This window comes from uncultured Sulfitobacter sp., assembly GCF_964021855.1.
Lineage (GTDB): Bacteria > Pseudomonadota > Alphaproteobacteria > Rhodobacterales > Rhodobacteraceae > Sulfitobacter.
The window spans coordinates 674378-689807 of the sequence record NZ_CAXHZD010000001.1 but is presented as its reverse complement, the minus strand read 5'-3'; the positions used below and the strand labels follow the sequence as shown (position 1 = coordinate 689807).

16 protein-coding genes are annotated in these 15430 nt (G+C 56.6%); 4 read left to right on the top strand and 12 right to left on the bottom strand.

Annotation, left to right across the window (positions count from 1 at the left end):
• The first annotated feature begins 2 nt into the window (after positions 1–2).
• The gene (locus AADJ11_RS03345; RefSeq protein WP_341233135.1) at positions 3–1304 is read left to right on the top strand and encodes an ammonium transporter; all 1302 of its coding nucleotides are present in this window, start codon (positions 3–5) and stop codon (positions 1302–1304) included.
• Positions 1305–1453: 149 nt separating this feature from the next.
• Here the strand turns inward: AADJ11_RS03345 and AADJ11_RS03340 are convergent, their stop codons facing one another.
• The 5 genes from AADJ11_RS03340 to AADJ11_RS03320 all read right to left on the bottom strand — a co-directional run bounded on the left by AADJ11_RS03340 (position 1454) and on the right by AADJ11_RS03320 (position 5626).
• A complete protein-coding gene (locus AADJ11_RS03340; protein ID WP_341233134.1) occupies positions 1454–2638 on the bottom strand; it encodes an amino acid aminotransferase in 1185 nt (394 codons plus the stop codon).
• Complete coding sequence (sseA, locus tag AADJ11_RS03335) at positions 2638–3492, bottom strand: 3-mercaptopyruvate sulfurtransferase (RefSeq protein ID WP_341233133.1); 855 nt, start codon at positions 3490–3492, stop codon at positions 2638–2640. Before sseA ends, AADJ11_RS03340 begins: the two co-directional genes overlap by 1 nt.
• A 74-nt stretch (positions 3493–3566) precedes the next feature.
• Positions 3567–4211 (bottom strand): glutathione S-transferase family protein, encoded by a 645-nt coding sequence (locus tag AADJ11_RS03330; RefSeq protein WP_341233132.1) that lies wholly within the window; start codon positions 4209–4211, stop codon positions 3567–3569.
• Positions 4204–4692 (bottom strand): SsrA-binding protein SmpB, encoded by a 489-nt coding sequence (smpB, locus tag AADJ11_RS03325; RefSeq protein WP_341233657.1) that lies wholly within the window; start codon positions 4690–4692, stop codon positions 4204–4206. Before smpB ends, AADJ11_RS03330 begins: the two co-directional genes overlap by 8 nt.
• Before the next feature lie 115 nt (positions 4693–4807).
• Positions 4808–5626: a sulfotransferase family protein gene (locus AADJ11_RS03320; protein ID WP_341233131.1), complete on the bottom strand. Its 819-nt coding sequence runs from the start codon at positions 5624–5626 to the stop codon at positions 4808–4810.
• Between the two features lie 156 nt (positions 5627–5782).
• Here AADJ11_RS03320 and AADJ11_RS03315 point away from each other — a divergent pair, with 156 nt between their 5' ends.
• The gene (locus AADJ11_RS03315; protein WP_341233130.1) at positions 5783–7360 is read left to right on the top strand and encodes a DUF5928 domain-containing protein; all 1578 of its coding nucleotides are present in this window, start codon (positions 5783–5785) and stop codon (positions 7358–7360) included.
• A 9-nt stretch (positions 7361–7369) separates the two neighbouring features.
• On the top strand, positions 7370–7750 hold the full coding sequence (locus AADJ11_RS03310) for a histidine triad nucleotide-binding protein (protein WP_341233129.1): 381 nt from the start codon (positions 7370–7372) through the stop codon (positions 7748–7750).
• An 82-nt stretch (positions 7751–7832) separates the two neighbouring features.
• Here the strand turns inward: AADJ11_RS03310 and AADJ11_RS03305 are convergent, their stop codons facing one another.
• The 4 genes from AADJ11_RS03305 to AADJ11_RS03290 form a co-directional block, all read right to left on the bottom strand.
• The gene (locus tag AADJ11_RS03305) at positions 7833–8462 is read right to left on the bottom strand and encodes a DUF1523 family protein (RefSeq protein WP_341233128.1); all 630 of its coding nucleotides are present in this window, start codon (positions 8460–8462) and stop codon (positions 7833–7835) included.
• A gap of 14 nt (positions 8463–8476) precedes the next feature.
• Positions 8477–8743: a hypothetical protein gene (locus tag AADJ11_RS03300; RefSeq protein WP_341233127.1), complete on the bottom strand. Its 267-nt coding sequence runs from the start codon at positions 8741–8743 to the stop codon at positions 8477–8479.
• A gap of 97 nt (positions 8744–8840) precedes the next feature.
• On the bottom strand, positions 8841–10064 hold the full coding sequence (locus AADJ11_RS03295; RefSeq protein ID WP_341233126.1) for an aminopeptidase P family protein: 1224 nt from the start codon (positions 10062–10064) through the stop codon (positions 8841–8843).
• Between the two features lie 119 nt (positions 10065–10183).
• Positions 10184–10975 carry an alpha/beta hydrolase gene (locus AADJ11_RS03290; RefSeq protein WP_341233125.1) on the bottom strand — a complete coding sequence of 264 codons (792 nt, stop codon included), beginning with the start codon at positions 10973–10975 and terminating at the stop codon, positions 10184–10186.
• A gap of 93 nt (positions 10976–11068) precedes the next feature.
• Here AADJ11_RS03290 and AADJ11_RS03285 point away from each other — a divergent pair, with 93 nt between their 5' ends.
• On the top strand, positions 11069–12541 hold the full coding sequence (locus AADJ11_RS03285; RefSeq protein ID WP_341233124.1) for an NAD-dependent succinate-semialdehyde dehydrogenase: 1473 nt from the start codon (positions 11069–11071) through the stop codon (positions 12539–12541).
• A gap of 45 nt (positions 12542–12586) precedes the next feature.
• Here AADJ11_RS03285 and AADJ11_RS03280 read toward each other — a convergent pair whose 3' ends face one another.
• The 3 genes from AADJ11_RS03280 to AADJ11_RS03270 form a co-directional block, all read right to left on the bottom strand.
• Positions 12587–13807, bottom strand: coding sequence for a PLP-dependent aminotransferase family protein (locus tag AADJ11_RS03280; RefSeq protein ID WP_341233123.1), 1221 nt, complete (start codon positions 13805–13807; stop codon positions 12587–12589).
• A 143-nt stretch (positions 13808–13950) separates the two neighbouring features.
• Complete coding sequence (locus tag AADJ11_RS03275; protein ID WP_341233122.1) at positions 13951–14424, bottom strand: Hsp20 family protein; 474 nt, start codon at positions 14422–14424, stop codon at positions 13951–13953.
• A 168-nt stretch (positions 14425–14592) separates the two neighbouring features.
• Positions 14593–15408: a trypsin-like serine protease gene (locus tag AADJ11_RS03270; RefSeq protein ID WP_341233121.1), complete on the bottom strand. Its 816-nt coding sequence runs from the start codon at positions 15406–15408 to the stop codon at positions 14593–14595.
• Between the last annotated feature and the right edge of the window lie 22 nt (positions 15409–15430).

The following is a 15430-nucleotide window of genomic DNA, read 5'->3' as shown; positions in this document are numbered from 1 at the left end:
AAATGAAATTACGAATTCTCCTTCCCATGGCCGCGACAGCCGCGCTGTTGCCGACATTGGGCTTTGCACAGGACGCCGAGTTTGCAAGCGCGTCCGAGACTGCATTCATCTTTAATACGCTGCTGTTCTTGATCGGTGGCTTCCTGGTCTTCTGGATGGCCGCTGGTTTTGCCATGCTCGAAGCCGGGCTTGTCCGTTCAAAGAACGTGACAACACAGCTGACAAAGAACATCGCGCTGTTTTCGCTGGCTGCCATCATGTATTGGCTGGTTGGCTATAACATCATGTACCCGGGCGACGCTTGGATCATCCAAGGCGTGTTCGGCACCTTTGGCACCAAAGACATCAAAACAGCGATCGACGCAGGCGGCTATTCCAACGCGTCCGACTTCTTCTTTCAGTTGATGTTCTGTGCAACCACAGCCTCCATCGTTTCGGGCACATTGGCCGAACGCATCAAACTGTGGCCCTTCCTGATCTTCACCGTTGTGCTGACCGGCTTTATCTACCCGATCGAAGCAAGCTGGCAGTGGGGCGCAGGCTGGTTGTCTGACGCAGGTTTCTCTGACTTTGCTGGTTCCACATTGGTGCACGCAGCTGGTGGTTTCGCTGCCCTTGCAGGTGCGATCATCCTTGGGCCACGTATCGGCAAATACAAAGACGGCCGTGTGATCCCGATGCAGGGTTCGAACCTGCCGCTTGCCACACTGGGTACGTTCATCCTGTGGCTGGGTTGGTTCGGCTTTAACGGTGGCTCGCAGTTGGCCATGGGGTCGATGATCGACGCCGACGCTGTTGCGCAAATCTTTGCCAACACCAACATGGCGGCGGCTGCCGGTGCTGTTGCGGCGATGATCCTGACGCAGATCCTGTACAAAAAGGTCGACCTTACCATGCTGCTGAACGGTGCGCTGGCGGGTCTGGTGTCCATCACTGCGGGTCCGCTTGACCCAACATTGTTTGGCGCGCTTTGGATCGGTGCAGTTGGTGGTGTGATCGTGGTCTTCGCGGTTCCATTCCTGGACAAGCTGAAAATCGACGATGTTGTGGGTGCGATCCCAGTACACTTGATCGCCGGTTTCTGGGGCACGCTGGTTGTTCCCGTCTATACCGACGGCACATCCTTTGTGACACAGATCATCGGCTTTGCGTCCATCGGTGCATTCGTCTTTATCGTATCGCTGGTTGTCTGGTTGATCCTCAAGGTCACCATGGGCATCCGCGTCAGCGAGGAAGCCGAGATTACCGGCCTCGACGTGTCGGAGCTGGGTATGGAAGCATATCCTGAGTTCTCGAAAAGCTAAGAGAGCCACACCGTAACGAGTTTAAGACCCGGGCCTTCGCGTCCGGGTCTTTTTTGTTTGTGTGAAAAGCGGGTAAAAAATAGCGCTGTGCTGGGGGACAGCGCGGCGCTATTGAGTATTTAAGAAAGGGTGAAGCGGAAAGAAGCCGCTTAGATGCCCACGTCGATGATTGCCTTGGCAAGGATCGGAACGGTTTGTGCGTTCAGGCCTGCGATGTTCATGCGGCTGTCGCCGACCATATAGATACCGTGATCAACGCGCAGCTTTTCCACCATTTCTGGGGTCGTGCCGAGGCGCGAGAACATGCCGCGGTGTTCGGCAAGGAAACCGAAACGGTCAGAGCCAGAGAGCCGCTGTAATTCGCCGGCAAGCTGGCTGCGCAGGCCCAACATGGTGTTGCGGATATCCTCAAGCTCGGCCATCCAGTCGGCGCGCAGGGCGTCGTCGTTCAGGATCGTCGCCACAATCCGCGCACCGTGGTCAGGCGGGAAGCTGAAGTTCTGGCGGTTCAAGAAAGCCAGTGTGCCTTGGTTCAGCTGCTGGGCAGAGGCATCCGAGGAAACAGCCATCAAGATGCCGGTGCGTTCGCGGTAGATGCCAAAGTTCTTGGAGCAGCTGGCCGCGATCAGGCATTCGGGCGCCGCCGCGGCGACCTTGCGGGTTGCTGCGGCATCTGCGTCCAGACCATCACCGAAACCTTGGTAGGCGATGTCGATCATCGGCGTTGCGCCGGTGTCTTGCAGGACCTTGATCACCTCGTCCCACTGCGCAGGGTTCAGGTTTGCGCCGGTGGGGTTGTGACAGCAGCCGTGCAGCAAGATCACATCGCCCTTCTGGGCGGTCTTGAGATCGGCCAACATGCCGTCGAAATCAACGCCACGGGTTTCATCATCAAAATAACGGTAAGGCACGGTCGTCATGCCAAGGTATTTCAGGATCGACAAATGATTGGGCCAGGTCGGGTTTGACACAAACACCCGCGCGTCGGGGCGCGCCATCTGGATCAGCTCAAATGCTTGGCGCAGGGCCCCTGTGCCACCGGGGGTCGCGGCGGCGGCAACATTGGCGCGCGGGACAGCATCGCCCAGAACCATGGCGACCATCGCATCGCCAAAAGCAGGATCGCCGGCCAGTCCGGTATAGCTTTTGCTGTCTTGCGCTTCCCAGATTTGGTGTTCGGCAGATTTAACGGCCCGCATGACCGGTGTCAGCCCTGTCGCATCTTTGTAGACACCCACGCCAAGGTCGATCTTGGTCTCGAGGGGGTCGTCCTTGTACATCTGCATGAGAGCAAGGATTTTATCGGCGGGCTGCGCCTGCAGGTTTTCGAACATTATGCGTCTCCGATCGCAACGGGCACAGTGGGGAACATCCCCCATTCGGCCCAAGATCCATCATATAAAGACCAGCTTTTGTGGCCTATCCGTTCCAATGCCAGCCCAAGGACTGCAGCTGTAATGCCTGATCCGCAGCTGGTGATCACGGGGCGCGACAAATCAATGCCAGCACCCTCGAAGGCGGCTTTTATCTGGTCCACGGATTTCATGGTTTTGTCTGCGTTAAGCAGATCGGTATAGGGCAGATTACGCGAACCGGGGATATGGCCCGCACGCAGCCCTTCGCGTGGTTCGGGATCATCACCGCGGAACCGGCCAGCTGCGCGGGCATCGACGATTTGCGGATCCTTAAGCTTGGACGCTTGGGCCACTTGCGTGACATCGCGCACCAGCTGGTTTTGAAAGCGAACCGTCATGTGGCGGTCGCGGGGGATGGGGGGCATGTCTTCGGTCTTGCGACCCTCGGCGACCCACTTGGGCAAGCCGCCATCCAGCACGGCAACGTTGTCTTGGCCCATCAGCTTGAACAGCCACCAGACCCGGGCCGCTGACATCAGGCCCGCGCCGTCATAGACAACAACCTGATGGCCGTCGCCGACGCCCATTGCCCGCATACGCGACATGAATTTCTCGGCCGGGGGTGCCATATGGGGCAAGTCAGACCGCCCGTCCGAAATTTCGTCTATGTCAAAGAAACGCGCGCCGGGGATGTGGGCCGCGTCATACTCGGCCTTGGGATCGCGGCCCATGTCGGGCAGATACCATGACGCATCCAACAAACGCAGGTCGGGATCTTTGATATGTTGTGCCAGCCAGTCGGTTGAAACAAGTGTTTTCGGATCGTCGGACATGGGTCAGCCCCCTTTGAGAACAGGTTTTGCTATGCCTAACCGCGCAGGCGGGGGCAGGCAAGGGTGCGGCTGGCCTAGGGGGCTGCAAAAGGGTCGGTTTGCAGCAGGCTGGGGCGGTCTGCGACACCTTGCCACCACCGTTGAAGGGCCGGGAATGCGGCCAGCATCGCGCTACCCTGCTGTGCCATCGTGAAATAGGCGATCATCGGTGCCAGATGGAGATCGGCAAGCGTAATGTCGACCCCGTTCAACTGGTGGCCTTCGGCTGCGATGGCATTCAGGCTTTGCAACACGGGTCGCGCGTTTTTCAGCCCCTCGGTCACGGCCAATTCATCCGCGGCCTCGTCCATCATCGGCGCAAAAACAGCGTTTGCGAAAACCTGTCGCACCAATGGCACGTATCCGTAAAAATCGGTAACGGCGACGACCTGCGCCATCCGCGCCATCTGGTGCGGGGGCGTCGGGACCAAAGACAGGCCCGGGCCAATTGCATCAAGGTATCGTAAAATGGCGCTGGTTTCGGTCAGCGTGAAATCATCGTGCCGCAACACAGGCACTCGGCCGAATGGCGTGTGTTCCAACAACAAAGGGTCGGGCGCGTCAGAGAACGGGTTCAGCTCGTGATAGGCTGCTTCCAACCCCATCTCGATCAGGGCGGCGCGCACAATGCGGGTGTAAACGCTGTATTGGTAACCGATGAGGGTCAGCCCCTCAGCCATGGTCTTTCAGCAGGCGCTGCTTTTGACGCGACCAATCGCGCTTGGCCTCTGTCTCGCGCTTGTCGTGCAGCTTTTTACCCTTGGCGATGCCGATCTTGATCTTGGCCATGCCACGATGATTGAAATACATCACCATCGGCACAAGGGTCATGCCCTTGCGCTGCGTTTCGTTCCACAGGTGCGACAGCTGCTTTTTCGACACCAGCAGCTTGCGGCGGCGGCGTTCTTCGTGGCTAAAGGTTTTTGCCTGGCTGTAGGGGGCGACATAGGAATTCACCAACCACAGCTCGCCATCCTCAACCGCGGCATAGCTTTCTGCGATATTGGCCCCGCCGTTGCGCAGGGATTTCACCTCGGACCCTTCAAGCATAATGCCGCATTCGACGTCATCATCGATGGCGTAGTCAAACCGCGCGCGGCGGTTTTCGGCGATGACCTTGTAATTGGGGTCAGATTTGGATGATGATTTTACCTGTGACATGCCGATGATGTAGGACGCAGCGCCCGCCTGCGCAAGATGGGCCGCGCATCGTTTGAAATTCTGCATCAAATCCGCAGCGCTTGGTACGCCTGCCAAGAACGGGCAATTATGCCGCCTATTCGCCCAGTTTCGCGTGAACTTCTTTCAGGTCGATCTCGGAAATGGGCATCTTATTGGCCGGATCGTCCATATCGTATCTGAACAACTCAAAGTCACGCTTGTAGATTTCGCGCACCAGATGCATCGACAGATCGTCAAAATAATCCTCTACCGGATGCGCCCGTTTGGGTCCGTGCCCTTCGGATTCGTTAAACCTCGGGATATCGGCCAAGGCGACAGGGTGCGGTGTTTTGATCGCATCCAGCACGTCTTGCATGCCGTCGTTAAACTGCTCGGTCCAGACGATCTTGTCATAGGTGCCGCCGTTTACGATGAAGGTGCTGACATGCCCCGCTTGGGCGGACCAGTGAATATCCGGGTCCATGGGCCGACGCCACCGAATGGTATCGCGTGCAAACAGCAAAAAGCGGCGAAAGCTGGCGATTTGGTCGAACTCTTGCTTGCCATCGATGCCGCCGACTTCGATACCGTATTTCTGCACCAATAGCGGAACAAGGTTGCCACGATACCGCTTGCCGTTGCGCTGGATGCCGCAGATTTTGTCAAAGAACGAGCTTAGAACACGGGTGTAGGGATTCCGAACACAGGTAAACGCATAGGAACCGTGGGCCTGCACATTTCTGGTAATCGGCTCTTGCGATTCCTCCATCGCCCATTTGTGCATGCCGGATTTCGCATCGTGAATATCGCCGTCGAAAAACGCGCCATGATCCGAATAATACATGATCTGCCCAATGGTCGAGCAGGCGCATTTGGGCACCACACGGTACACAACGCTTTCGCTTTCCGTCATCCAAGTCCCTGGAAAACCCATTTTTTTGCCCGAACCTCTTATTTTTGGCCACAATTACCACAGTTTATGGCAAGAGAATGGCCTGAGTTAGAAAAAAGCAAATATTCGCGGTTTATTCAATCACTGATCATCTTTATCTTGTCGCCTGAGCGATACGAAAGGGCAGCGTCGTCACTCATGGCCAGAATCGCCTATATCTTACTATGTCACAAGGACCCGACTGCGATCATCAAGCAGGCGGAACGGCTGACGTCGTCGGGCGATTATATGTCGATCCATTTCGACGCCTCTGCCAGCGCCGCCGATTTCGCACAGATCACCAAAGCACTTTGCGCCAATCCAAACGTGGTGTTCACGCGCAAACGCATTCGCTGCGGTTGGGGGGAATGGTCACTGGTCCAAGCAACCCTGAACGCGGTCGAAAGCGCGGTTGACGCGTTTCCACGTGCGACGCATTTCTATATGCTGTCGGGTGACTGCATGGCGATCAAATCGGCCGAATACACCCATAATTATCTGAATGATAATGACTTCGATTTTATCGAAAGCTTCGACTATTTTGAAAGCGACTGGATCAAGACCGGCTGGCAGGAAGAGCGGCTGATCTATCGGCATTGGTTCAATGAACGCACCCAAAAGAAACGCTTTTACTGGATGTACGGGTTGCAAAAACGTTTGGGCATAACCCGCAAAATTCCCGCCGACATACAGGTGCAGATCGGCAGCCAATGGTGGTGCCTGCGCCGCCAAACCATCGAAAAGGTTCTGGAATTCAGCAAGCGTCGCAAAGACGTCATGCGGTTCTTTCGCACCACGTGGATTCCGGATGAGACATTCTTCCAAACCATCGTGCGCCACGTCATTCCCGGCGACGAAATCCGCGCGCGTACGCTGACGTTCCTGATGTTCACCGATTACGGCATGCCGCTGACGTTTTATAACGACCACTACGACCTGCTCGTTGCCCAAGACTACCTGTTTGCGCGCAAAATCAGCAGCGAGGCCACAGACCTCAAGCGCCGCTTGGGCCTGCTGTACACCGCGCAAGGCGTCGATTTCCAAATCAGCAACGAAGGCCGCAGCCTGTTCAACTTTCTCAGCGGGCGGGGCCGGATCGGGCGGCGCTTTGCCACCCGCTTTTGGGAAGCCGAAAGCACGCTGGGCCGCGAACGCGAACTGTTGATCGTTGTCTGCAAAAAATGGCACGTCGCCAAACGTGTTCTTGAACGCATCCGCCAGACAACAAACCTGCCGTCGATCGAATACCTGTTCAACGAAGAAAGCACGCCCTTGCCCGATCTTGGCGGCATTCAGAACACCCTTGGCAAACGCACGCGCCACCGGCGCGCCTTGATGCGCATGCTGTTTGACTACTATGAAACAGACCGACTGATTGTCTGCATGGACCCGGGCAATATTGAACTGCTGAATGATTTCGCCTCTGACAGGTCGATCACGCGCATTTTGGAAATCGAATGCCAGTTCTCTGACGACTATCTGGCGGGCCACGCGGTGCGCGTCGGCCTTGCTGGTGAACGCACCTCGGCAGAAACCTTGGGCCGGCTCTTGCCGACAATCCGCAATGACATGACGTTTGAATCCGACCGTATCCGCGACTCGCAGTTCGAGAACTACGCGCGGATGCGGGAAAATGCATCGCCACAGGAAAATGCCAATGTCTTGTCTGATTTTCTTCAGATACCACCCGAAAAAGCGCTAGATATCGCTAAAATGCATTACCTCTTTTCAGACTAAGGACACCCAATGGCCTACGCCTACGACGATCAGAACATCTTTGCCAAAATCCTGCGCGGTGAAATCCCCAACGATACCGTTTTTGAATCCGATCACGCATTGGCGTTTCGCGATATTCAACCACAGGCCCCGACCCATGTGCTGGTGATTCCCAAAGGCCCCTATGTCAGCTTTGACCACTTCGCGGCCCAAGCCTCAGACGCCGAGATCGTCGGTTACATCCGCGCAATTTCAGAGGTTTGCAAATCCGAAGGGGTCACGCTTGAGGACGGCAATGGTTTTCGGATGATTTCGAACGCAGGCGCGGATGGCGTTCAAGAGGTCCCGCATTTGCACCTCCACATCTTGGGCGGCCGCCCCATGGGTCGCATGGTTGCTCGCCCGACCTAATCCCCGGCTTCTCTGGCTTTAAAATATCCCGGGGGTGCCCAAAGGGCGGGGGCTGGCCCCCTCTCCCGCCCGACACACGCGCCTACGGTTGTTTTTTCCAGCTTGCCATCCAGCGCGAAAAACGCCCCTGCTTTTCGGCAAAATCATCTTCGATCCGCTCTAGAGTTGGATCAATCCGCTTCTCTCTGAACCTGCGCCAGCGCACCCAGGTCGCATAGATCAGCGCGGCAAACAGCGTCAGGATGATGATGTTCAAAAACGGGATGCCTTTTGAAACATCCGGACCCGCAACAGGACGCACAGAAATCGCATTGGGAAAGATGGACAGGAATTCGTTCCGCCAGCCGTAATGCTTCAGCGCCACATATTGCGGCGCGCCCGATGCGGATCGTAAATCCGATGCCTCGGCCTGCAAATTGGTCGTGTCAAACTTGAAATAGGGCGGCCATCCCCAGCCGGTGTCCTCGTTGCGGTACACCATCACATCGCCCTTGGCGCGGCGGGTCTGGATAAAGAACACATCCCGGTTGCCCAAGCTGTTGTTGTTTCCCACATCCGCATTGGACCAAAAGATTGAATTGTCACCAAAATCGACACGCTTTTCATATGTGTCGGTGATCCGCACGATATCGACCTGCGGCAGCGTATAGTGAAAGAATCCGGCGACAATCGTCCAGATCGTGATCCAGAACACCCATTTGATGATATTCATAGCGCCGGCTTCCCCTAGCTAAAGTTGGTGAGGTAGATGATTAAGATAACCAGCCCCACCGGTACAATATAGACACCCCAGATCAATTTACGACGGATCGAGCTGTCATATCTTTTGAGGCCTCGTTGCACGAAACTGTCCAAATCCACAAGCCGCGGGCCTTTGCGCCATTTCTCGCGCAGTTTGCCACGCCGGACACGACGGGAATACATCGACAGGCCCACATAGATAATGGTTAAGACAGCAAAGCCGACCACAATTAGTTGAAGAAATGCAAGCATGGCGAGTTGTCCTTGTGTCCTGACACGCAATTTCGCCCGAAGCGGCCCCTCCGACATTGGAAATGATCCAACGCCGATGGGGCCTAAGGCTTAGGTTTTACCCTACCACGTTAAATTCGGGCCCATAAGGATAGCCGGTAATATTGTCGTTTCCATCGTCGGTAATCACCAAGATATCATGCTCGCGATATCCACCAGCACCGGGCTTATCTGCGGCCACGGTCAGCATCGGCTCCATCGAGATGACCATGCCGGGCTCAAGCACCGTGTCCACATCTTCGCGCAATTCCAGCCCTACTTCGCGTCCATAGTAATGCGACAACACGCCAAACGAATGCCCGTAACCAAAGGTGCGGTGTTGCAGCAGATCACGCTCGGCAAAGAAGTCGTTAATCTTATGGGTGATCTCGGCGCAGCTTGATCCCGGTTTCAGCAGGCTCATCCCGTATTCATGGGCAGCGACATTGGCCTCCCAAATCTTGAGGCTCGCCGCATCGACTTCGCCTGCGAACATCGTCCGCTCAAGCGCGGTGTAATAGGCGGATATCATCGGGAAGGTGTTCAGCGACAGGATATCACCGCGTTCCAACTGGCGCGCTGTGACAGGGTTATGCGCGCCATCGGTGTTCAGGCCCGATTGGAACCAGACCCACGTATCGCGATATTCGGCATCGGGGAAACGTTTGGCGATCTCAAGCTCCATCGCGTCGCGGCCCGCCATGGCGATGTCGATCTCGCGTGCGCCGACCTTGACCGCGTCGCGAATGGCATAACCGCCTACATCAGCGACCTGCGCACCTTGGCGGATCAGGGCGATCTCGGCCTCTGACTTGTGCATCCGCTGGCGCATCGTGGTCTCGAACAGATCGACCATCACGACGGGTTCCAGAAAATCCTCAAGCTTGTCGCGCTGCATCATGGTCAGGTGATCGCCTTCGTAACCGATCACGGCCCCTTTGCCCGTGACAGACGCAATGGCCCGCCAGTAATTATCGCGCTGCCAATCGGTATAGGTGATGTTGTCAGCAAAGCTGCGCCGCCACGGCTGGCCCGCGTCGATACCCGCAGAAATGGTCACGCAATCGGTGTCTGTGACGACCAAGCCATAGGGCCGGCCAAAGGCACAGTACAAAAAGCCCGAATAATAGGCGATATTATGCATCGATGTGAAAACAGCAGCAGTTGCCCCTGCGCTTTCCATCCGCTCGCGCAGCTCTTCCAGACGCGCCTCGTATTCTGCCGCATCAAAGGGCAATGGCGATTTCTCACCATTGTGAAAACGGTACATGTCGGGGCGTAAAACTTTAGATGGATTGGTCATATCAGACCCTCCTTTTCAGAAAGGTCCCGGCGTGCAGGACGCAAGGGCCTATATTCAGAACGACGCCATCGCCCTAGCCCATGCAACCTTTCACCTATTTCAGCGCACCGATCAAGGGGTCACTTGATGCCAAGCAATGCTTTCATCATGTCGCTGTCGGGGTCTTCCAATAAATCGATGATATCAAAGTGATGCCGCCCTTCGACCGCGGTCATCTTGGCCCCCCAAACGCGCGATAATTGTTCTGCCTGTTCGATAAAGGCGGGGCGTTCATCCGCACCGACCCAGATCGTGACATTCACCCCATGCGGCGGGGTCATGTTGACGGGGCTTTCGGCAGCGGCCTCTGCCTCGTCCAGCTGCAAAACCTCGTTCATGGTGGTTTGTAGCAGCGGTTCCAGATCGGCCACGGGGGAAATCGTCACGATATTGGAAATCCGTTCGCGCACATCACCGGGCAGGATCAGCGGGTCGGTCATGCGGGCGACCAACTGCCCCCCTGCGGAATGTCCGGCCAGTGAAATCGCCCCTTGGGTCCGCTTGGCAACATCTGCCAGCCCTTTGGCCACCTGGCTGGTGATCTGGCTGATGCGCACATCCGGGCACAGATCATAACCGATCATCGCAACGGCATAACCGCGCGATAACGCACCCGCCGCCAGATGCGACCAGTCAGAGGGGGCAAAAGCCTTCCAATATCCGCCATGGATGAAAACGACAGTGCCCCGGGAAACGCCCTCGGGCTCAAAGAAATCATAAACCTGACGGTCGGACGGACCGTATGAGATATTCTTTTGCGCGCGAAACCCCAGCTTCTTGCGGAACGCTGCTGCTGCCTTTTGCCAGCGGGGCGGATAGTCCTCCGCACCCTCGATATAAGCGGCGTTGGCATAAGCATCATCTAACTGCATTTGGGTCTCCCTTAACACTCCAAAACAAACTGGAACTAGACAATCATAGCGAATGTTGCTTTGGGTTCCACAAACAAAAGCGGAGAGATCAAAATGACTGACGCAAAGACCGATCTGAAATCTATGCTCAAGGACCCCAGTCTGCTGGAAACCCGTGCCTATATTGGCGGCGAATGGGTAGATGGCGACGATGGCACCTTTGATGTGACCAACCCTGCACGCGGCGATGTAATCGCCAAAGTGGCCGACCTAAGCCGTGCCCAAGTTGCCGGTGCCATCGCCCAAGCCGAGAAAGCCCAGAAGGAATGGGCCGCCTGGACCGGCAAGGAACGTGCCGCTGTGATGCGCAAATGGTTTGATCTAATGATGGAGAACCAGGACGATCTGGGTGCCATCCTGACCGCAGAACAAGGCAAACCACTGGCCGAGGCAAAAGGCGAGATCGCCTATGGCGCGTCGTTTATCGAATTCATGGGCGAACAGGCCAAGCGCGTGTACGGCGAAACTATTCCCGGCCACCAGCGCGACAAACGCATCACCGTGATCAAGCAGCCCATCGGTGTTGCAGCATCAATCACGCCGTGGAACTTTCCCAACGCAATGATCACCCGCAAGGCAGCACCGGCATTGGCCGCAGGCTGTGCCTTTGTTGCGCGCCCTGCTGCGGAAACGCCGCTGTCGGCGATTGTCATGGGTGTGTTGGCCGAACGCGCGGGCATCCCTGCGGGCGTGTTCAACGTGGTGCCATCGTCGTCGTCCTCTGCCGTGGGCAAGGAATTCTGCGAAAACCCCGCCGTGCGCAAGCTGACCTTCACCGGATCGACCGAAGTCGGCCGCATCTTGATGAAGCAAGCCGCCGATCAGGTCATGAAATGTTCGATGGAACTGGGCGGCAACGCACCGTTCATCGTGTTTGATGACGCCGATCTGGATGCCGCTGTCGAAGGCGCGATCCTGTGTAAATTCCGCAACAACGGCCAGACCTGCGTTTGCGCCAACCGCATCTATGTGCAGGCCGGTGTCTATGACGCTTTCGCCGAAAAGCTGAAGGTCGCGGTCGAGAAGCTCAAGGTCGGTGACGGCTTTGAAGACGGCGTGGCGCTTGGCCCGCTGATCAACCCCGCCGCTGGCGAAAAGGTCAAAGAGCATATTGAAGATGCAAAATCCAAGGGTGCCAACGTGATCTTGGGCGATGCTGGCAAGATGGACGGAAACTTCCTGCCGCCCACGATCATGACCGGCGTGACCCAAGACATGATGGTCGCGACCGAAGAAACCTTTGGCCCGCTGGCACCGCTGTTCAAGTTCGACACGGTCGATGACGTGATCGCGATGGCCAACGACACGATCTTTGGTCTGGCGTCGTACTTCTATGCCAAAGACCTAAGCCGCGTTTATAAAGTCGCCGAAGCGCTGGAATACGGCATCGTGGGCGTAAACACCGGTCTGATCTCGACCGAGGTGGCACCGTTTGGCGGCGTCAAACAATCCGGTCTGGGCCGCGAAGGCAGCCACCACGGGATCGAAGATTACCTTGAGATGAAATACATCTGCATGTCTGTCTGATATGCAATATGCGGGCGGCGGGATGATCCTGCCGCCCGTTTTCGTTTAAGCGGCCAGCGCCTTGGTGATCAGATTGCCCAGCCGGCTGATCCCCTCGACGATTTTAACCTCGTCCGATGTGGCATAGCTAAGCCGCAGCGTGTTCCGCCCTGACCCATCGGCAAAAAACGCATGCCCCGGTACAAAGGCGACCCGCTCGGTCTTAAGTGATTCAGCCAGCAGATCGGCCCCGTCCAACGTCTCGGGCAGTGTCACCCAAATGAACATCCCACCTTCGGGTTTTGTCCAGCTGACACCGTCTGGCATATACTCTTCCAGCGCGTTCAGCATCACATCGCGCCGCCCACGATAAGCCGCGCGGATTTTGGCAACATGGCTGTCGAAATGCTGCTGTGCGACGTCGGCAATCGCGATTTGGTTCAGCGTCGCACTGTGCAAATCTGCGGCCTGTTTCATCAGCACCAGTTGGTTGATCACGGGCATCGCGGCACATACCCAACCGACGCGCAGGCCGGGCGACAATGTCTTGGAAAAGCTCCCGCAATAGATCGTGCGGCAAGCCTCGATATCACCGCCCTTGCGCGCTGCCTCAAGCGCTAGAATTGGCGGAATCGCCTCGCCGTCAAAGCGTAGAGATTGATAGGCCGCGTCTTCGATCACCGCGATGTCCATCTCGTCCGCCAGATCAATGACACGCTCGCGCGCTGCGCGGCTGACGGTGGCACCGGTCGGGTTGGCGAAATCAACCGACAGATAGGCAAACTTGGCTTTACCGCCTGCGGCATCGGCCTCTGCCATGTAATCGGCGGCGGAACGGTTGCTTAGCGGGTCCAGCTTGTCATAACGCGGCTCGTAGGCGTTGAACGCACCTAGCGCGCCCAGATAGGTGGGCCACCCGACCAAGGCGGTGTCACCGGGCGACAGGAACAGCTTGCCCAGATAATCCAGCGCTTGCTGTGATCCCGACGTGATCAGGATATTATCCGGCGTGGCGGGAATGCCGATTTTCTGCATTTGATCCGCAATCCAAACCCGCAGCGGTTTGTGCCCCTCGCTGGTTGAATATTGCAGCCCTTGATCGGCAATCGGGCCCGTCAATGCTGTGTTAAATGCGTCTTGGAAAGCCTGCTTTGGAAACAGGTCGGGATCGGGAATGCCGCCGGCGAAGGATATGATACCCGGCTGATCCAGCAGCTTGAGCAGCTCGCGGATTTCAGATGCCTTCATGCGTGTGGCGCGTGTTGCGAATATTTCTTGCAAGGACATGGTGCCCGCCTCCCTCGGTGATTTCAGGCGCATTGGCGCGCGACTCATTTTAAGTCAATATTAATGACCTAAACCACCTGACAGCCAATACAAAAAGACCCGAGGCACTGCCCCGGGTCCAATCCACGCGATCTGAAGAATGCTTAGTTCACAGACTTCGCATCAACGACATCTTTTTCAATCGCGCCCGCGGTGGAGCTTGCGATCTGGATCTGGCGCGGCTTCAGTGCTTCGGGCACTTGGCGTTCCAGATCGATGTTCAGCATCCCATCAACATGGGTGGCACCCGTTACTTGCACATGGTCGGCAAGGTGGAACCGACGCTCGAATGCGCGTGTGGCAATGCCGCGATGCAGATAGGTTTTCTCGGCCGTATCATCCGCCTTGCGGGCAGAAACGATAAGGGATTTTTCCCGTACTTCGACGTTCAGCTCCGCCTCAGAGAAACCGGCGACGGCAATCGAAATGCGATACGCATCGTCGTCAAGCTTTTCGATATTGTAAGGGGGATAGCTGTTTTGTGCGACATCATTGGTCGCAACGCGGTCCATCAGGTTGGCAATTTGGTCAAAGCCGACGGTGGAACGGTAAAGGGGTGCAAAATCAAAATTACGCATAGGTGTTCATCCTCGTTTGAGCGATTTACATATCCGGACCTTCCACTGCGGACAGGCCCTTGTTTCATGTCCAAAACCCTAACTAGGCGTCTTGGTGAAACTGATGTGGGGATGAATAATTCCGGTTTCAAGAGGGGCGCGATAACGCGATACGCGCAGAAATTTAGTCTAAGGCTTTACGAACTTGGCACCGGTTGTCCGGCGACGGTCCGTTGCAGATATCGTTTTCCGCTTAATGCCCGGGGCATGGTAAACCCCTTTTCCGGCAACCAGTTCCGCCTGCAACTGCGCAAGCGGCGTTCCCAATGCAGTGCCTAATGAGACTTCATTCCCTTCGACCTGCGCCTTGGCGGACACCACCGAAACGATCTGCGGCACACCGTTTGAAAAGGTGAAAATCGGGGCACCACTTGATCCGAAATCAACGGAACAGGTGGTCACCAGAACACCCTCTTGGCGGGCCAGAACGCTGCACACCTCTTGCAGTGACGGTGCTTCGGCGCGGTCCTTGGCATAGCTGACGACACCCAACCTGTCGCCCCGACGTGGGCGTGCCGCCGTCTCAAAGGGGACAATCGTGGTGTTTTGGATCGGGCGATCAAGCTCTAACAAGGCCAGATCATTGCGCACCCGCTGGGGCGATACGGCCCCGTCATAGACATAGTCCGGATGCACGACAGCACGGCGGATATTGCGGTACGCGCCCGCCCGCCCGTTGCGCCATCCAGCCAGAAATTCGACAGTGCTGTGATCGATAAGTTGCTTGGTTTTGCGGTCAAACAGACAGTGCGCCGCCGTCAAAACAAGGCGTGGTGCGATCAATGCGCCGGTGCAAAACCCTGCGCCGCCAATGTCCAACCGGCCAACCGCCTCCCACGCGCGCGCGTCAACGCCAGTCTCCAGGCTGCGCAGGTAAGCATCTTCGGATAACGCCGCTGTCGAGACGGTCAGCAAGGCAAGAGAAAGGGCTACCCAACGGCGCATTGCAAGGCTCCCTTCCTTCGGA